Source organism: Martinezella lusitana (assembly GCF_016901135.1).
Classification (GTDB): Bacteria; Pseudomonadota; Alphaproteobacteria; order Rhizobiales; family Rhizobiaceae; genus Rhizobium; species Rhizobium lusitanum_D.
This window is the reverse complement of record NZ_JAFEVL010000048.1, coordinates 461659-478568: the sequence shown is the minus strand read 5'-3', so window position 1 is coordinate 478568 and position 16910 is coordinate 461659. Positions and strand designations below refer to the sequence as shown.

At 60.5% G+C, this 16910-nt stretch carries 17 protein-coding genes; 6 read left to right on the top strand and 11 right to left on the bottom strand.

What is annotated here, in order from left to right; translation table 11 throughout:
• The first annotated feature begins 48 nt into the window (after positions 1–48).
• A complete protein-coding gene (locus JTP94_RS23115; protein ID WP_204852765.1) occupies positions 49–774 on the top strand; it encodes a DUF2270 domain-containing protein in 726 nt (241 codons plus the stop codon).
• 18 nt (positions 775–792) lie between these two features.
• On the opposite strand, the gene JTP94_RS23110 is transcribed toward JTP94_RS23115, so the two are convergent.
• The 4 genes from JTP94_RS23110 to JTP94_RS23095 form a co-directional block, all read right to left on the bottom strand.
• Positions 793–1059, bottom strand: a complete 267-nt coding sequence (locus tag JTP94_RS23110) for an usg protein (RefSeq protein ID WP_034504707.1) — start codon at positions 1057–1059, stop codon at positions 793–795.
• A gap of 176 nt (positions 1060–1235) precedes the next feature.
• The gene (locus tag JTP94_RS23105) at positions 1236–2066 is read right to left on the bottom strand and encodes an ABC transporter permease (protein WP_204852764.1); all 831 of its coding nucleotides are present in this window, start codon (positions 2064–2066) and stop codon (positions 1236–1238) included.
• Positions 2063–2866, bottom strand: coding sequence for an ABC transporter permease (locus JTP94_RS23100; protein WP_204852763.1), 804 nt, complete (start codon positions 2864–2866; stop codon positions 2063–2065). Before JTP94_RS23100 ends, JTP94_RS23105 begins: the two co-directional genes overlap by 4 nt.
• Positions 2867–2984: 118 nt before the next feature.
• Complete coding sequence (locus JTP94_RS23095) at positions 2985–3767, bottom strand: ABC transporter substrate-binding protein (protein ID WP_204852762.1); 783 nt, start codon at positions 3765–3767, stop codon at positions 2985–2987.
• A gap of 375 nt (positions 3768–4142) precedes the next feature.
• Here JTP94_RS23095 and JTP94_RS23090 point away from each other — a divergent pair, with 375 nt between their 5' ends.
• Positions 4143–6494, top strand: coding sequence for an OmpA family protein (locus tag JTP94_RS23090; RefSeq protein ID WP_204852761.1), 2352 nt, complete (start codon positions 4143–4145; stop codon positions 6492–6494).
• Between the two features lie 47 nt (positions 6495–6541).
• On the opposite strand, the gene mobB is transcribed toward JTP94_RS23090, so the two are convergent.
• From mobB to JTP94_RS23075, 3 genes are read right to left on the bottom strand one after another with little or no spacing between them, the layout of a single operon-like run.
• A complete protein-coding gene (gene mobB, locus JTP94_RS23085) occupies positions 6542–7072 on the bottom strand; it encodes a molybdopterin-guanine dinucleotide biosynthesis protein B (RefSeq protein WP_204852760.1) in 531 nt (176 codons plus the stop codon).
• Positions 7069–7719 (bottom strand): molybdenum cofactor guanylyltransferase MobA, encoded by a 651-nt coding sequence (gene mobA / locus JTP94_RS23080; protein ID WP_204852759.1) that lies wholly within the window; start codon positions 7717–7719, stop codon positions 7069–7071. The genes mobB and mobA overlap by 4 nt, the downstream gene beginning before the upstream one ends.
• A 10-nt stretch (positions 7720–7729) precedes the next feature.
• The gene (locus tag JTP94_RS23075; RefSeq protein WP_204852758.1) at positions 7730–8641 is read right to left on the bottom strand and encodes a DMT family transporter; all 912 of its coding nucleotides are present in this window, start codon (positions 8639–8641) and stop codon (positions 7730–7732) included.
• Positions 8642–8975: 334 nt separating this feature from the next.
• Here JTP94_RS23075 and JTP94_RS23070 point away from each other — a divergent pair, with 334 nt between their 5' ends.
• Positions 8976–11528 carry a methyl-accepting chemotaxis protein gene (locus JTP94_RS23070; RefSeq protein WP_204852757.1) on the top strand — a complete coding sequence of 851 codons (2553 nt, stop codon included), beginning with the start codon at positions 8976–8978 and terminating at the stop codon, positions 11526–11528.
• A gap of 83 nt (positions 11529–11611) precedes the next feature.
• On the opposite strand, the gene JTP94_RS23065 is transcribed toward JTP94_RS23070, so the two are convergent.
• On the bottom strand, positions 11612–12331 hold the full coding sequence (locus JTP94_RS23065) for a YafY family protein (RefSeq protein ID WP_204852756.1): 720 nt from the start codon (positions 12329–12331) through the stop codon (positions 11612–11614).
• 100 nt (positions 12332–12431) lie between these two features.
• Between JTP94_RS23065 and JTP94_RS23060 the strand changes: the two genes are divergently transcribed.
• On the top strand, positions 12432–12830 hold the full coding sequence (locus JTP94_RS23060; protein ID WP_204852755.1) for a VOC family protein: 399 nt from the start codon (positions 12432–12434) through the stop codon (positions 12828–12830).
• A gap of 25 nt (positions 12831–12855) precedes the next feature.
• Here JTP94_RS23060 and JTP94_RS23055 read toward each other — a convergent pair whose 3' ends face one another.
• Together JTP94_RS23055 and moaA are read right to left on the bottom strand one after the other, a co-directional pair.
• On the bottom strand, positions 12856–13608 hold the full coding sequence (locus JTP94_RS23055; RefSeq protein WP_204852754.1) for an MBL fold metallo-hydrolase: 753 nt from the start codon (positions 13606–13608) through the stop codon (positions 12856–12858).
• A 20-nt stretch (positions 13609–13628) separates the two neighbouring features.
• Positions 13629–14678, bottom strand: coding sequence for a GTP 3',8-cyclase MoaA (gene moaA / locus JTP94_RS23050; RefSeq protein ID WP_204852753.1), 1050 nt, complete (start codon positions 14676–14678; stop codon positions 13629–13631).
• A 134-nt stretch (positions 14679–14812) separates the two neighbouring features.
• On the opposite strand from moaA, the gene JTP94_RS23045 reads away from it, so the two are divergent.
• Both JTP94_RS23045 and JTP94_RS23040 read left to right on the top strand, forming a co-directional pair.
• The gene (locus JTP94_RS23045; protein ID WP_204852752.1) at positions 14813–15187 is read left to right on the top strand and encodes a gamma-butyrobetaine hydroxylase-like domain-containing protein; all 375 of its coding nucleotides are present in this window, start codon (positions 14813–14815) and stop codon (positions 15185–15187) included.
• Positions 15188–15224: 37 nt separating this feature from the next.
• Entirely contained in the window at positions 15225–16424 is a 1200-nt protein-coding gene (locus JTP94_RS23040; protein WP_204852751.1) for a low temperature requirement protein A, read from the top strand.
• On the opposite strand, the gene JTP94_RS23035 is transcribed toward JTP94_RS23040, so the two are convergent.
• Complete coding sequence (locus tag JTP94_RS23035) at positions 16418–16903, bottom strand: MarR family winged helix-turn-helix transcriptional regulator (RefSeq protein ID WP_204852750.1); 486 nt, start codon at positions 16901–16903, stop codon at positions 16418–16420. The genes JTP94_RS23040 and JTP94_RS23035 overlap by 7 nt on opposite strands.
• Positions 16904–16910 lie beyond the last annotated feature (7 nt).

Sequence of the window (16910 nt, the reverse complement as noted above, 5' to 3'; positions counted from 1 at the left end):
GCGAGCCAGGCGGCTGTCGCTCAAAAAAAGAAAAGGGAGGATAAGACGATGGCTACGGAATTCACTACATCCCATCTCATCGACGGCGCTGCGGATCAGAAACGGCCGCCGATGCCTTCGACGCCGGGGGAGATCACCAGCACCTTGAGCCACTATTATCGCGGCGAGCTTGGCCGGATGACCAGCTGGCGGGACCGCATTGATCGGACGTCGAACTGGGCGATCACCGTCGTTGCCGCGTTGCTGTCGGTATCGCTGTCTTCGCCGACATCGCATCACGGCGTTTTGCTGTTCGGCATGATGCTGATCACGCTGCTGCTGATGATCGAGGCACGGCGCTATCGTTTCTTCGATATCTATCGCGCACGCGTGCGGCAGTTGGAGCGCAGCTATTTTGCGCAGATTCTCGCACCGGAAGCGGAGCTCAATCCCGATTGGGCGCTGTCCATTGCCAAGAGCCTGCGAGCACCGCGGTTTCTGCTCGGCTATTTCGAGGCGATGGAGCGTCGGTTGCGGCGGAATTATTGCTGGCTGTATGCGATTCTTCTGCTTGCATGGATCTTGAAGATCTCGACGCCGAAGCTGCAAAGTGAGGGCGCGCCGCAGGAGCTTGCGCATTCGTGGAGCTATCTTGCCGACAACGCAGCGCTCGGACCAATCCCCGGCTGGCCGGTGATTGCGATAGTCGTCGTCTTTTATGCCGCCATTCTCTATGGCGTGCTAAGTCGCGGGCCGGATGACAGTGATTTCATCCATGGCGAAGCGCATGTCTGAACGATCGGCGCAGCCGGTCTAGTGCAGAATGAATTCGCCTTTCAATGCTCGCCACTCGGTTGCCGATATGAGCTTGCGATGAACATAGCGCACCGAATGCAGCGGGCCGTCCAACTTCTCCTGCCAGAATTTCAGGAAGCCGCGCATTTCCGGGAAGTTCGGGGCGAGGTCATAGTCCTGCCAGATATAGGTCTGGAGAAATTGAGGATGATCGGGCAGGCGGTACAGGATCTGCGCCGTCGTCAACCCATAGCCTTGCAACTGCTTTTGCATGTCTTCGTGCATGAGGTCTCTCTTTCCGTTCCCATTCTTGTTCGTGACTCAGGGTCACAAGGATATGGAAGCAGCTCATAGTAAACCCAAGCTTTACAAAAGTGTCGTAAAAGAAATTTTCCTAACAAAAATCAATGTGTTAGCAGCGTGCGTTGGCGAGTGCTGCCAAGCAAATGAGTGCCGCCGCCTTAGCGCTTAAGATGCCGGGTCAGCTGCCCCTCCATCCGAGCCCAACCGTTACGCATGAGTTCAACGATCGCCAGGTAGAAGATCGCCGCCCAGAGATAGGTCTGGTAATCATAGGTGCGCGAGAAAGCGTAGCGCGTCTCGCCCATCAGATCGTAGACGGTGATGATCGACACCGTGGCCGAACTCTTGATCAGCAGGATGATCTCGTTGCCGTAGGGACGTAGAGCGACGATAAGCGCCTGGGGGATGATGATCTTGCGCAGGGCGATCCACGTATGGATGCCCAGGGAGTCTGCAGCCTCCCTCTGGCCGCTCGGCACGCTCTGGATGGCGCCCCGGACGATTTCCGTCTGATAGGCTGCGGTATTCAGCGTCATGGCGAAGACGCCGCAATAGAACGGATCCTTGAAGAACCACCAGAGGCCGATATCCTCGAAGAGCCAGCGAAAGCTCGGGAAGCCGTAATAGACCATGAATATCTGCGCCAGCAGCGGCGTGCCGCGGAAAAGATAGACATAGCAGTAGGTGAGGGTGCTCAGGATCTTGTTTTTCGACATGCGTGCAAAGGCGAGCGGTATCGACAGGATCGCGCCGAGTATGAAGGACATGCCGACCAGCTTGACGGTGATCCAGAGGCCGTGGAGAAGCCGCGGTCCATAGGTCTGAAGCTTCTCGACGTCCCAGTTGGTCACGATCATCGCCAGCAGCGAAATGCCGAGAAGGCTCCAGAGCGTCAGGAAGAAATAGCCGGCAATGCGGGACTTGGATAGCTTTCTGATTGTCTTGGGCGGCGCTGGTTGCGCCGCAATCAGAATTTCGGCATGGCTCATCGACGAACCTCCGCACGTTTGGCCCATCGATCGAGATAGAAGAGGCCGACAGAGGAAGTGACGGCCAGCGTCAGATAGAACAAGCAGGCGATTGAATAGAAGGTGAAGGGCGCCTTTGTGGAGCGCACGGCAATCCCCGTCTGCCGGATGATGTCGGCGAGACCGATGATCGAGACGTAGGACGTGTCCTTCAGCAGGTTCATCCAGAGGTTTCCGAGGTTCGGCAGCGAGATGCGAACAAGCTGCGGCAAAATGATCAGCCGCATCGTACGGACGCGATGGAAGCCGAGTGCGTCGCCCGCCTCGTATTGGCCCTTCGGGATCGCCTTGAAAGCAGATACCAGCACTTCCGAGCAATAGGCCGAGAAGACGATCGCCAATGCGAACATGCCGGCGGCGAAGGCATTGATCTCAATGGGTCCGTCATAGCCAAATCTGGCAAGGACGGATTGCAGCAGGATCTGCATGCCGTAATAAATGATGAAGAGCGTCAGCAGCTCCGGCAGGCCGCGGAAAATCGTCGTGAAGACACCCGCCGCGAGCCGTAGCGACCTCTCCTCCGATTGCTGCGCCAGCGCGACGAAGAAGCCGATGACCAGGCCGAGCGGCAGTGTCAGGACCGCAACGGCAATGGTGACCTTCAGGCCGCCGGCGAGTTCATCGCCCCAGCCCGTATCGCCACAGGCGAGCATCGTATTCTGGCCGAACACAGTGAACAAACCGGCCGGACCACACAAAGGGTCGAAAATCGTACTCAGCCAGGTCCACAAGGAACCGAGCGCGGAAAACAATCCGCTCATGCTGTATTTCCCCTAGCGGCTTTTGCCGCGTTTCTGCTTATATTGTTCTCGTTGTCAAACAAAAACGGCGGAAGAGCAAGCTTCCGCCGTCGTCTTTTCCAAGGGAATCGACGGGCGATCAGTCGCCGTAAACGTCGAAATCGAAGTATTTGTCCTGAATCTTCTTATAGGTGCCGTCAGCGCGGATCGCGACGATGGCGGCGTTGAACTTGTCCTTGAGAGCCGTATCGCCCTTGCGAACAGCGATACCCGCACCGGCGCCGTTGATGACCGGATCGATCTTCAGCGTGCCGAGCATCTTGCAGCAGGCGCCCGCATCCGACTTCACCCATTCCGACAGCACGACGACATCGTCGATGGCGGCGTCGATACGGCCGTTGCCGAGGTCGAGCTTGTATTCGTCAGCCGACGGATAGAGCTTCAGTTCGGCATCCTTGAGGTGGGCGGAGGCGTAGTTGGCATGCGTCGTCGAGGACTGGGCACCAATGGACTTGCCCTTCAGAGCTTCGTCCGTCGGTTCCTTGATGGTCGAATCCTTCGGCACGGCGATCGCCGGCGGCGTGTTGTAGTACTTGTTGGTGAAGTCGACGATCTTCTCGCGCTCCGGCGTGATCGACATGGAGGAGACGATGGCGTCGAACTTCTTGGCCTGGAGGGCCGGAATGATGCCGTCGAAATCCTGGTTCACGAAGGTGCACTTGACCTTCATCTGATCGCAAAGCGCATTGGCTATATCGATGTCGAAGCCGACGAACTTGCCACCGGCATCGAGCGATTCGAACGGCGGGTAAGTCGCGTCCGTGCCGATGACGATCGCGTCGCCGTCAGCAAGCGCGGCGCCGGCCAGAAGCGACATCGCGGCGAAGGACGCAGCGGCAAGAAGACGAGTGGAGATGCGCATATTGATCCTCTCAGTTGGCGGCCGGCAGCTCATTATTGTTGATTGGCGTCCGGCTCGAGTGGAGCGGGTGGGTGATCCGCCTTGCGGCGATATTCGTACTTTTTTTTTGAAAATTGCAACTGGAATTACGAGGACGATTTTTTGCCGCGCGATCCCGCGGCAATGCGAATGCGCGGGCGGGAAATCTGAATGGAAGCCGTCCGGCGCATTCAGCCAGGGTTAATTGCGGCATCCTAATAGTTCCGGAACATATAGCGGCCTGCCGCGATTCAGCCTCACGAGAACCGAAAATCGGCCGGCTTCGTGAGGCATCGCCTTGCCCGCTGAGATTCGCAATTCGGCGGACAAAGAAAAGATCATAAGAGGAGACCCCATATGGGAAAGCGATCCAGACTATTTGCCAGCGCCGCGTTTCCGCTGCTTTCACTATCGCTCGCATTCGAGCCGGCAGCAGCTGCGGCGCTGCGCGAGCAGCCCATCGCACCATTGACCAATGACATTGCCGGCGGCGTCGCGGGCGGTGCCGATGCGAACATCGAGGTCGCGCAGCAAGAGGCGCCCGCAGGTCAAACGGACGAAGAACAGCTGAAGCACAAGAAACCTGGCGAGGCCGGCAAGGGTGAGCCGCAAGGCCAGAAGCATGAAGGCGGTGCGGAGCAGCAGCAGAAGCCGCCGAAGCAGCAGCCGGAAGCGCAGCCGCCGAAGGCGGAACATCAGCAGCCCGCACAGCAAGAACAACCCAAGGCGGAACACAAGCAGCCGGCCGAAGCGCCGCAGGCGCAGCCCGAAGCCAAGCCGCAGCCCAAGGCTGCAGCGCCGGAGCCGGCGCCCGAGACACAGCAGCACAAGCAGAATACCCAGCAACCGGCAAAGCAGCCTGAAGCAAAGCAGCCCGAGGCAAAGCAGCCTGAGACGGCGCCGCAGCCAAAGGCAGAGCATAAGCAGCCGGCCGCCGAAGAGCCGCAGGGCCAGCCCGCGCCGAAGGCGCAGCAGCCAGCCCCGGCCCAGAAGGAGGCTCCGGCGCAGCAGCCGGCCGAGCAGCCACAAACACCTGCTGGCCAGCCTCCGAAGGGTCATAAGGCTCAACCGGAGACACAGGCGCAGCCTGAAACCCAACCTGGCACGCAGGTAGCGCCCGGCGCAGCGCAGGGGCAAAAGCCGGCCGGAGACAAGACGCACGGCAAGCAGCCGCAGAATCAGCAGCAGGGCGAACAGCCGGCGGCTAATCCGCAGCAGCCGGCTCAGAAGACCGAGCCGCAGGGGCAGGAGCAAAACCAGGCCGCACCTCAGCCCGGCAAGCAGCAACCGAGTAAGGGCGCTGAGACGCCGGCTCAGGGCAATGCAACACCTGCTCCGGCCAACGGCAATGGAACGCCTGCTCCTGCCACTGGCAATGCTGCGCCCGCGCCGGCCAATGGCAACGCACAGCAGGGTGCCGAGATCCAGCTGCCTCCGGCAGAACAGATCTCGCCGCAGGACCTGGAGCGCCGCAAGAAGATTGCGGAAGATCCAGCCTCCGCGAAGGGGCCTGTCATCCTGCCTGTTCAAAACGGCAGCGCTGTTCTGGACAGCCAGAAGGATGCGGTTCGCCGCGGCGAACATCTGAACGGTGGGCAGAATCCCGGCACTCCGGGTGCCCAGGGCGGTCAGGGTCGGAAAGGGCAGGGCCAGAACGGGCAGGCGCAAAATGCCCCGGCACAGCAGCCGTCGCCGGCCTATACGAAACCGCCGACCTCTGACGCCGAGGCGCAGCGCGCGGCACCTGGCGGCCAGCCGCAACCGCCCGTCAAGATGGAAGCCGTGACCAGCGAGCAGGGCCGCCGGATCGATCGCCGGCCGGACTTTGCCTCGCCGCAAGGAACGGCGGTCCAGACCATCATCAATCAGGACAATCGCACCATCGTGAATGTCGACAACAACTACGTCGTTCGCCATGACGATACCGATCGCTTCGTCCGCGGCGGTGAGCGGCCCACCTACGAGCAGCTGCCGAGGGATCGTTATCGCGAGACGATCGACCGGCCGGATGGCGATCGCGTCATCACCATCCGCAACCGCTATGGCGACATCATCCAGCGGTCCCGCATCGATGGCAGCGGCCGGGAATATGTTCTGTTCTACTCGCCCGAGCTCGAGCGGCAGCCTGATCACGACGATTATTTCCGCGACCCGGGCGACGATCTGCCGCCGATGCGCCTGCTCATTCCGCTGAGCCAGTACATCATCGACACGGCATCCAACCGCAACGCGGATTACTACGACTTCCTGCGCGAACCGCCGGTCGAGCCGGTCGAGCGGATCTATTCCGTCAACGAAGTGCGGTATTCCGCCCGTATCCGCGACAAGATCCGCCGTATCGATCTCGACACGATCACCTTCGCAACGGGCAGCGCCGATATTCCGATGTCGCAGGCCAGCTCGCTGCGGGGTGTTGCCGACGGGATATCGCAGATCGTCAAGCGTGATCCGACCGAAACCTTCCTTATCGAAGGCCATACGGATGCTGTCGGCTCGGCGGAAAGCAACCTGATCCTGTCCGACCGCCGTGCGGAATCGGTCGCCAATGTGCTTAGCGATGTCTATGGCATTCCGGCTGAAAACCTGGTGACCCAGGGCTATGGCGAACAGTATCTCAAGGTGAATACGCTCGGGCCTTCGCAGGAGAACCGCCGCGTCACCATCCGCCGCATCACGCCGCTGGTGCGACCGGTCGCTTCCAACCAGTAAGGCAGGTTCGAGCCATGTCGCGAGGCCGCCGGGAGACCGGCGGCCTTTTATTTTGCCGGCTCATCAAGGCCGACGGTTGCGGCGATAAAATCGGCGATTGCCAGCGTGTTATCGAGGTCGAAGACTTTAAGCGAACCGGCGTCCTCGACAGGATGGTCGGCGGCGATGGCGACGATATGCGGGTCGTGTGCGGCAAGCGGCTCCCGGTTGACGGCCTCCAGGCGGCGTGCCTCGATCTTCGGGATGGGCTCGCGCTTGTAGCCTTCGATCAGGACGAGGTCGCAGGGAGCGAGGCGCGCCAGTATTTCCTCGAAGCTGGGTTCAGGCGCGCCGCGCAATTCGTGCATGATGGCATAACGCGTGCCCGAGACGATGGTAACTTCATGCGCTCCGGCCTCGCGATGGCGAAAGCTGTCGGCGCCCACCTTGTCGATATCGAAGTCATGATGCGCATGCTTGATCGTTGAAATCCGGTAGCCGCGTCGGGTGAATTCGGTGACGAGGCGCACAGCGAGCCCGGTCTTGCCGGAATTCTTCCAGCCTGCAATGCCGAAGATCTTCGGTCGGGGTGTCGTCATGACATGCCCTCCAGTTCGGTGAGCCATTTCTCCGCCTCGATCAGATCGGCTGGAGTGTTGACGTTGAAGAAGGGGTCGAGGGGACCGATCGGTGTTCCGATCGCGGGAAACTCCACCCTTCGGACGTTGTGGCGTGCGAGAAAATCGCTGACGCGTCGTTTCGGGTCCGAGACGATCCATGTCTCGAGATCACTGGCGGCGGAGACGGGCCAGAGACCGAAAACCGGGTGGTCGCGGTCGAACGACGCGGCGATTGCAATTTCATCACGGCCTTGAACGGCATCCGCCAGCCGCGCGATCAGATCGAGCGGGAAGAAGGGGCTGTCTATGGGGACAGTGGCAACATGCGAAACCTGCGGATAGCGCAGCGCCGTATCCCGCATGGCGGTGAGCACACCTGCCAGCGGCCCGAGCTTGCCGGGAATCCCGTCCGGGACAAGCGTCAACCCCAGCGAGTCGGGCCAATCGGGATCGGCGTTGAGCGCGACGGGTTGTCTTTGTCGCTGCGTGATTCGTGTTGAGATACGGGCGAGAAGGCTTTCGCCGCCCAGTATGACAAATGCCTTGTTCGCGCCCATGCGGCTCGACCGCCCCCCTGCGAGCAGGACGACTGGGATATCGTCGGCATTGGCGATGAAGCCGGACATGATTGCGACCTCAGGCGGGAACGCGGGGCTCTGATTCCTGCGCGACGCGCTCGGCGGCCCGCCGTTTGTTTTCCCGATAGAATGTATAGATGCCGGAGGCGATGACAATCGCGGCGCCGATGATGGCCCAACTGTCAGGCCTCTCGCCGAAGACGATCAGGCCGAGCAAGGCTGACCAGATGAGGCTCAGATAGCGAAACGGCGCGACGAAGGAGATTTCGCCCGTGCGCATTGCCAGGATGACAGCCTGATAGCCAATCAGCACGAGAACGGACGCGAGCAGGATCTGGAGGAGAGACGTGATATTCACGGGCTGCCAGCCGCCGAGCGGAACGATGCAGAGGGCACCGAAGATGGAAATAAAGATTGCGGTACATACCGTGACCATCAGCGACGGCACGTCCTTGCTGATGCAGCGTGTGGACAGGTCGCGGGCGGCGGTCGCGAACATGCAGGCGATAGCGAGCAACGCAGCCGTGGTAAAACCCTCAGGGCCAGGCCGGATGATGATCAGGACGCCGATGAAGCCGACCGTAATCGCCGCCCATCGCCGCCATCCCACAGGTTCTTTCAGAAACACCACTGCACCGAGCGTCACCGCCAGAGGCACGGCCTGCTGAATGGCCGAGGCATTGGCGATCGGCATCATCCCGAGCGCGGTGATGTAGGTTGCCGCGGCTATGGCTTCGCAGGCGATGCGCAGAGCGATCATCGGCTGCAGAACGACTTTCCAGGAACGCAGCGCGCCCATTCTGCGGGCGAGGAGATAGACGAGGAAGGCCGTAAACAAGCCGCGGATGAAGATGATTTCGCCGGCGTTCATCGAGGCGATGACCGTCTTGGACAGAGCGTCGCTGCAGCAGAAGCCGGCCATGGATGCGGCCATGAAGAGCGCGCCCTGCATATTCTTGGTCAGTCGCATGAAAAAACGAGTCTCCGGATTGTCAGTCTGGATTAGCGCCGTTTTCAGCAAATTGTAATCGCTTGTCTTTTCATGGCGGCGGAATTCGATTGTGCGCTGCAGCGCAGTTAGCTCCGAAGTGATGAGTATTTTCGCGCCTCAGTCGTAAAATGATACGCCGGTTGTATATTTTTTGCATATACCGCAAGGTTTTAGGTGTCCGATTAATTCTTATTCAATCTTATTTCCCGAGGCTCACAGCGGTTTTGCATGAGGCAGAAGCACCTACCGCAGCGCAGCAGGAATGACGATCCCGCCTTCGCCGGAGACTTAAATAACCCAGTTAGGGCGCCGCATGTTTTTCATTGATCGTCTTCTGCAGAGCCGCCGGATTGTGACCAAGGTCCTCATCTTCGTGGTGCCGCTGGTGGTCCTCATCGCCGGCGTCGGTCTGGTCGGCTATCACACGGCCAATATTCTGAATGGCCACATGACCGTGACGCGCGCGACGATCGAAAACATCAGCGATTTCGAGAATTTGCAGGCTGCGCTGCAGGAGTTCACGGCAGCGCCGTCTGACGACACGCGTCAGGCGCTTGCCGACAAGATCGATGCGCAGGAGCAGGGCGTGCACCGGCTGAGCGGCCTGCTCAGCGACGATCAGCGCGCCAAGATCGTTCCTGTCAGCGAGTTGGCCGACAAGATGCGCACCCAGGAAGCAACGCTCTGGGCGATCAGGCAGAAGCAGGACAGCGATGTCGAGGCGATCCGCAAGGCAGTGCAGGGTGTGGAAGCCACCGGCAAGGCCGCTGCCAAGCAGATCGATATCATCCGCAAGGATTTCAGTGACAAGGAAACCTTTGCCAAGGAGCTGCTTTACGATGCCGCGGCCTATAAGGGTTTGTCGGAGAAGATGAGCAATCTGCGCATCCAGGTGCAGATGGCGGCCGACTCCACGGAAGAGATTTCCGATGCGCGCACCTATGCCGACGCCATTTTGAAGCAGGTGGCGGTATCCAAGGCGTTGGTCTCCAAGCGCGGCGCCGGCCTTGTCAACAACGCCTCCGATGCCGCCGACAAGCTCGATGCCGTATTGAAGAATTCCGACACGCCCGATCAGAAGGTCGAGGCGATGGGACCGATCCTGCAGAGCTTCGTCAAGATCGAAGGCGACATGACGCTGCAGTCAGCCAAGAACAGCGACACTGCCGCTGGTCGCTTCGTCAGCCTCGACAAGATCATCGACGGTCAGAAGGAGCTTCTGGATCATGTCGACGAAGCGCTTGGGATCACCGACCGCCTGACCTTGCACGCATCGCGCATGGAAAATGTCCGCGACGCCGCGTCGCGCGAACCCGTGATGGCCGATCTCAAGGATCTGCAGGTTGCGGCTGCGAAGATTTCCGCGCTCGGCCAGACCAATGCCACCATGCGCGATTTTGCGGCCCACATGCAGCCCTTGATCGACGGCCTGACGAACGGATCGGCCGACTTGCTGCAGACGGCAGCCGACTGGAAGACGACACGCATCCAGTCCAACCAACTGCTGGCCGATGCGATGACATCGCTTCGCAGTTTCGTGGCCCAGGCGCAGGAACTCGGCAAGGAAGACAGCGAGCGCTCCGCCAATGTTTCCGTGATTGCGATGATCCTCGGCACTCTGCTTGCCATCGTCGGCGGCCTGATGCTGGTGGAAACCCTGCGCGGACCGCTGAAGCGCGTGACCGAGATCATGACGCGGCTTGCGAGCGGCGATCTGGAGGTGGCGATCGACGGACGCAATCGCGGCGACGAGATCGGCGACATGGTGCGTTCCGTCAGCGTCTTCCGGGACGCCGCATTGGAGAACGTCCGATTGGAGCGGGAAGCGGAGAGCGCCCGGGCGCTTTCGGAGGAGGACGCCACCCGTCGTGCTGCCGAGCGTGCCCGCATCGAAGCCGAGCAGAAGCAGGCCCTGAATGCGCTGGCGGATGTTCTTGCCAAGCTTGCCGACGGCAATCTGGAAGAGAGCATGCGCGAAGACCTTTCAGCGGACTTCGTCGAAATGGCCTTCACCTACAATCATGCCATCGAAGCCCTGCGCGAAACCTTGACGGATGTTCGCTACACGGCGGAAGAGATCAAGGGCGGCACCGGCAACCTTGCTATGTCGGCCGATGATCTGGCGCGCCGCACCGAACAGCAGGCAGCAGCCCTCGAGGAAAGCTCGCGCGCGCTGCACCGCCTGAGCGACGTCGTGCGCTCAACGGCGGACCGCGCGCGGCAGACGGCGACATCGGTCAACGAGACGCAGGCCTATGCCAGCCGGTCCGGTGAAGTGGTCGCCAAGGCTGTCGGCGCGATGAGCGAGATCAACCGTTCGTCTGAAAAAATCGCCACCATCATCGGCGTCATCGATGAAATCGCTTTCCAGACCAATCTTCTGGCGCTGAACGCCGGCGTCGAGGCGGCGCGTGCCGGTGAGGCGGGTCGCGGTTTTGCTGTCGTGGCGCAGGAAGTGCGCGAGCTGGCGCAGCGCTGCGCCAATGCGGCAAAGGAGATCAAAGGCTTGATCTCGGCAAGTTCCACCCAGGTGCAGAACGGCGTTCGCCTGGTCGAACAGACCGGTGCGGCACTGACGGAGATCATCAGCCATGTCACCGGCGTGCAGAGGCTCGTGGCCGATATTTCTTCGGCAACGACCGAGCAATCGACCGGCATCGAAGAAGTAACCCGGGCGGTCGCCGAAGTGGAGCTGATTACGCAGCGGAATGCGGCCATGGTCGAGGAGAACAATGCCGAGATCCACGGTCTGCGCCAGCGTGTCGATACGCTGTCCGAGAAGATCGATCGCTTCCGCACCGGTGATGGCGATGTGGGCTACGAACATCATAGCGCTGCAGAGGTGGCGCGCTATCGTGCAGCCTAAAGTATCACATTAGCAGATTATTATAATTAATTGAAAAGCGCCGGCCAAATGAGCCGGTGCTTTTCAATTTGGCCAAAACCTAATCAAGGCTGCGGTTGCAGCAAGCCCGGGGACAGCCGGACTTGCTCTTCGCGCCAGCGCTGCCAGCGGCGGCGCAATTCGCCCGATCGCAAGCCGATAGGTTCTTCGAGTATCTCGGCCGCGACAATCCGGTCAGTGCGGAAATGGCGGAAACCCTGTCGCAGCTCGCACCAGGCGACCAGCAGGCTGCTGGTCTCGGCATAGCCGAGGATCACCGGCCACACTGTTCGCTCCGTCTCGTCGCTCGCTTCCGAGCTGTACCGCAGCCGCAGTTTCACACCATTGCGGATTGCCGATCTGAGCAGCGACGCATCGACACGCTCCTCAGGCCTCCCGCCAGTCGGTCTTGCGCCCACGCTCGGCTCGACGATGAAGGGGCGCAGGTGCTCGGGGACGACAGCGGCGATCTTTGCAATCACATCGCGCGCCGCATTGGCAAGCACCTTGTCGGAATGGCCCGAGACCCACTGCGCGCCCAGCACCACCGCTTCCAGCTCGTCAGGCGCCAGCATCAGCGGCGGCATGTCGTAGCCAGCGGCGAGCACGTAGCCCAGCCCTGCCTCGCCTTCGATCGGAACCCGCTGGCCTATCAGGTCGGCCATGTCGCGATAAACCGTGCGTTTCGATACCTCAAGTTCCACTGCCAGCGCGGTCGCCGTCACCGGCCGGGTCGATCGGCGCAGAATCTGAATGATCTGAAACAGTCGGTCGCCGCGGCGCATCGCATACTTACTCCTGCTGACAGTATGGTGGCAGCAGGGCTATGCGACAAGAGGTTCTGCGGAGCTGCAAGGGCTTTGCATCCAATCAAAAGGACTAGTTATGAAGTTCGCTTCCACCCGTCTCATCGCGGCCGACATAAAGGCCATGGTTGCCTTCTATGAAATGGTAACCGGGCTCCAGGCCGAATGGCTTGCCCCCGTTTTTGCTGAGATCGAGACGTCGGCGGGCACGTTGGCCATCGGCGCCGTCGAAACCGTCGCCCTTTGGAGAGAGGGCAGCGCCGAGCCTGGCGCCAATCGCACCGCCTGCATCGAATTCCAGGTCGAAGACATCGACGCCGAATACGAACGCCTGAAGGACAAGGTTCCTCTTGTGCACGAGCTGAAGATGATGCCCTGGGGCAACAAGACCTTCCAATTCCGCGACCCCGAGGGAACTGCAGTTTCGCTGTACATGCCGGCGACCGATGCGGCGAAGAAGCGCTTCGCGTCGCGCTAGTCGTGCTTGGCGAAGCGCGATCAGATCATCGGCCCAAGTGGAGTGTTTCGCCATCGGCAGGGATCAGCAGGCGCGATGGATCGATACCTGCTATATCCGCTGCCTGGCGAAGGTCTTGTCGCGTGATCGTCGCATGGTCGAGCGCTTCCATATGGGTTGCAACGACGATTGCTTGCGAGGCGAGGCGGCTGAGCGCGACCGTCTGCTCGGCATCCATGACGATGAGATCGCCGTCCCAGCGCGCGCCGCAGGAATGCGTGACGACGATATCGGGCGAGACCTGCCGGATCGTCTCGGCAACCGGCGGATAAAGCACGGTATCGCCTGCCCAATAGACGGTGGGTTCGCCGGCAGCCTCCAGCGTGAAGCCGATGACATGTCCCATTTTCTCCACGACCGGGCCGAGACCGTGGCTGCCTTGCCGCGGCGTGATCGTTATCCCTTGCCAGACCGTAGTCTCGGACAGGGGTGTGACATCAGCGAATCCAGTTTCCCTGATAGAGCCTTCGTCGCCGGGCTGGCAGAGGAGCGGCAGGGTCTTCGGGACGCGTTCCTTTGCCACGGAATCGAAGTGATCGGTATGCAGATGCGACACGATCACCAGCTCCACACCTTGGAGAATGTCGTCGATCGCGCGGGGCAGTACCGTCATCGGGTTGGGAGAGCGGCCGGTAAAGGACGGCAGGCTGTGGCGTGGCGCGAAATAGGGGTCGATCAACAGCACATGGCCGCCATAGCTGATCTTCAGCGTCGCGTTGCGAATGAGCTCAAGCTGCATTTTGATTTTCTCGATGTTGGCTAGCCGCCGGTGACGCTCATGTGGCGCGCGACAGCCGGCCGGTTATGGGTACGGTCGATGATGAAGTCATGACCTTTCGGCTTGCGGGTGATCGCTTCGTCGATCGCGGCACAAAGGAGCGCATCATCTTCCGTCGCACGCAGCGCCGTGCGCAGGTCGGCCGCGTCGTTCTGTCCGAGACACATGTAGAGCGTGCCCGTGCAGGTGAGCCGCACGCGGTTGCAGCTCTCGCAGAAATTATGCGTCATCGGCGTGATGAAGCCGAGCCTTCCATCAGTTTCCGCCACCTTGACATAACGGGCCGGGCCGCCTGTCTTGTAGGGAATATCGGCCAGCGTGAACTGACGCTCAAGGTCGGCGCGCAGCTTCGACAGCGGCAGGTACTGATCGGTGCGATCCTCATCGATCTCGCCCATCGGCATCGTCTCGATAACGGTCAGGTCCATGCCCCGGCCGTGGGCGAAGCGCAGCAGCTCGGGAATTTCGGCCTCGTTGAAGCCCTTGAGAGCGACGGTATTGAGCTTGATCTTCAGGCCGGCCCTTTGTGCTGCGTCGATACCCTCCATCACCTTGGCGAAATCGCCCCAGCGGGTGATGCTTCGGAATTTGTCGGGGTCGAGCGTGTCGAGCGAGACGTTGATGCGCCGCACACCGCAGTCGTAGAGCTCATCGGCATGGCGGGCGAGCTGCGAGCCATTTGTCGTCAAGGTCAATTCGTCGAGCGCACCATCCCCGACTTGCCTTCCGAGCTCGCGGACCAAAAACATGATGTTCTTGCGCACCAGCGGCTCGCCGCCGGTGAGCCTGATCTTGCGCACGCCCTTGGCGATGAAGGCGGAACAGAGGCGATTGAGCTCTTCGAGCGTCAACAGATCCTTCTTCGGCAGGAAGGTCATGTGCTCGGCCATGCAGTAAGTGCAGCGGAAGTCGCAGCGGTCGGTGACCGAGACGCGCAGATAGGTGACCGCCCGTCCGAAAGGGTCAACCATCGGGGACGCATCCGCCACAAGCGGCGATCCATTGCCTATCGTACCAACAATGCTATTCACACAAACCTCCGTTACACTGCTAATGTGTGCATAGGCGATTGTTGCGTCAAGGAAAATGCATTTTGATTGCACTTGCGCGTGAACGAGTGGCGGCATAATTCTCGAAACACCTATTGAAACGCATGGAAAAATCGATGAGCGACGTCTGGCCGACCGAATTGAGGGTATCGAAGGACCGCCATCACCTTGTCGTGAGCTTTAACGACGGGACGAGCTTCGATTTGCCTGCCGAGATGCTGCGAGTGTTATCGCCTTCCGCCGAAGTGCAGGGACATGGACCGGGGCAGAAGATCACCGTACCGGGCAAGCGCAATGTCGGCATCATGTCGATGACGCCAACAGGCAATTACGCCGTGCGCATCGGCTTCGACGATATGCACGATACCGGCATTTTCACCTGGCCCTATCTGCGCGAACTCGGCGAGAAGGGCGCAGAGCTCTTTGCGGCCTACGAAGCCGAATTGAAGGAAAAAGGCCTCAGTCGCGACACGGCTGCAAGGCCGCATTAGCATTGGCGTCATCAATGGGAAAAGGACGTAGGTAGGCATGGTCCTTGGGGGTAGGGTAAGCTGGCTTCGCGCCAAGGGCGGCAAGAACGAGAGCAAGGTCTCTTTCGTCGAGCTGTTTTTCGATCTGGTGTTCGTTTTCTCGATTTCCCAGCTTGCGCATTTCCTGGCGGAGCACTTCACGCCGCTGGGAGCCCTGGAAGCCGTCATGCTGATCTTTGCGGTATGGTGGGTATGGGTCTTCACGGCCTGGGTGACGAACTGGCTTGATCCCGACCGTATGCCTGTGCGCATCATGCTGTTCGTTCTGATGTTTGCCGGGCTTATACTGTCTTCCGCTATTCCGGACGCCTTTGGCGAGAAGGCGATTTTCTTTGCGGGCGCCTATGTCTTCATGCAGGTCGGCCGTTCCCTGTTTACGGTCTATGCCCTCAAGGATGTCAGCCCCGCCAACCACCGCAATTTCCTTCGCATCACCTCCTGGCTGGTCCTGTCCGGCGTCTTATGGATCGTCGGTGCGCTGATGGAAGGCGAGATGAGGTTAGGTCTCTGGCTGGCGGCGCTCGTAATCGAATATTCAGCGCCTGCGCTCGGCTTCCGGGTTCCGGGTCTCGGCAAGTCGACGGCTGCGGATTGGGACGTATCCGGCGCACATCTCGCCGAACGCTGTGCGTTGTTCATCATCATCTGCCTCGGCGAAGCTGTCCTTCAGGCCGGCCAGACCTTTGCCGAACAGCCGGTCTCGCCTTTGATCGTCATGGTGTTCGTCACGGCTTTCGTCGGCACCGTTGCCTTGTGGTGGATCTATTTCCAGTTCGGGCATGAGCGTGCGGCCCACCGCATAGAGCATGACGACATGCCCGGCAGCCTGGCAAGGCAGGCCTTCACCTATGCGCATATTCCCATTCTCGCCGGCATCATCCTGAGCGTCGTTGGCGATGAATTCCTGTTCGCGCATCCGCACGATCAGGCCGATATGCACGCCGCCGCGGCCATTCTCGGTGGCCCGGCCGTGTTCCTGATCGGAAATCTCTGGTTCAAGGGGGTGACGACCGGCCGGCCGCCACTGTCGCATCTGGTGGGCCTCGTCGGATTGGGATTGCTGCTTTTCACCTTGCCGGAGGTCGTGGTCTACCAACTCGGCATTCTCGCAACAGCCGTGCTCGTCGTCGTGGCGATCTGGGAGTTTGCATCCTTGACACGGGTTGTCCCGTCGGCGCGCTCGACCGGCGATCACTGATCGCCGACTGTCTCCAGAGGTTCGCTCTCGTCCTGCATCAGCAGGCTGACGATACGCTCCATATGCACAGTCATTCTTTCGCATTCTTCGACGGGTGCATGCGACAGCATGCGGTCGATGAGAGCGGTTTGAATGGTCATGGCCTCTTCCGTGACGCGCCGGCCCGCTTCGGTCAGATAGAGGCGCAGAACGCGCTTGTCGTGTTTGTCTCCACGACGTTCGATCAGGCCGCGGTTTTCCATCTGCGGCAGTAGCATGCTCATGTTGGAGCGGCCGACCAGCAGCTTGCGGGCGAGTTCCTGCTGGGAGATACCCTCGAAGCGAAACAGGTTGACGAGAATGTCGAGGTGCGGCGGCTTGATGTCGAGATGCGCGAGCGCGCGGCCGAGCGATTGCTGCATCAGCTGGCAGGCGCGCGCCACAGCGATCCAGCTTCGAAAACGCGGATGGTCCCAGGGAAGGGATTGATTTTTGTTCATCGTTGTA

Bases quoted from the DNA above. Each gene is read 5' to 3' on its own strand.
- JTP94_RS23060 (WP_204852755.1), top strand. From the start codon at position 12,432: ATGAAGTTCGCTTCCACCCGTCTCATCGCGGCCGACATAAAGGCCATG.
- mobA (WP_204852759.1), bottom strand. From the start codon at position 7,719: ATGTCCGGCTTCATCGCCAATGCCGACGATATCCCAGTCGTCCTGCTC.
- JTP94_RS23040 (WP_204852751.1), top strand. From the start codon at position 15,225: ATGGTCCTTGGGGGTAGGGTAAGCTGGCTTCGCGCCAAGGGCGGCAAG.
- JTP94_RS23035 (WP_204852750.1), bottom strand. From the start codon at position 16,903: ATGAACAAAAATCAATCCCTTCCCTGGGACCATCCGCGTTTTCGAAGC.
- JTP94_RS23115 (WP_204852765.1), top strand. From the start codon at position 49: ATGGCTACGGAATTCACTACATCCCATCTCATCGACGGCGCTGCGGAT.
- mobB (WP_204852760.1), bottom strand. From the start codon at position 7,072: ATGACGACACCCCGACCGAAGATCTTCGGCATTGCAGGCTGGAAGAAT.
- JTP94_RS23045 (WP_204852752.1), top strand. From the start codon at position 14,813: ATGAGCGACGTCTGGCCGACCGAATTGAGGGTATCGAAGGACCGCCAT.
- JTP94_RS23095 (WP_204852762.1), bottom strand. From the start codon at position 3,767: ATGCGCATCTCCACTCGTCTTCTTGCCGCTGCGTCCTTCGCCGCGATG.
- JTP94_RS23105 (WP_204852764.1), bottom strand. From the start codon at position 2,066: ATGAGCCATGCCGAAATTCTGATTGCGGCGCAACCAGCGCCGCCCAAG.
- JTP94_RS23090 (WP_204852761.1), top strand. From the start codon at position 4,143: ATGGGAAAGCGATCCAGACTATTTGCCAGCGCCGCGTTTCCGCTGCTT.
- JTP94_RS23100 (WP_204852763.1), bottom strand. From the start codon at position 2,866: ATGAGCGGATTGTTTTCCGCGCTCGGTTCCTTGTGGACCTGGCTGAGT.
- JTP94_RS23075 (WP_204852758.1), bottom strand. From the start codon at position 8,641: ATGCGACTGACCAAGAATATGCAGGGCGCGCTCTTCATGGCCGCATCC.
- JTP94_RS23065 (WP_204852756.1), bottom strand. From the start codon at position 12,331: ATGCGCCGCGGCGACCGACTGTTTCAGATCATTCAGATTCTGCGCCGA.
- JTP94_RS23055 (WP_204852754.1), bottom strand. From the start codon at position 13,608: ATGCAGCTTGAGCTCATTCGCAACGCGACGCTGAAGATCAGCTATGGC.
- JTP94_RS23110 (WP_034504707.1), bottom strand. From the start codon at position 1,059: ATGCACGAAGACATGCAAAAGCAGTTGCAAGGCTATGGGTTGACGACG.
- JTP94_RS23070 (WP_204852757.1), top strand. From the start codon at position 8,976: ATGTTTTTCATTGATCGTCTTCTGCAGAGCCGCCGGATTGTGACCAAG.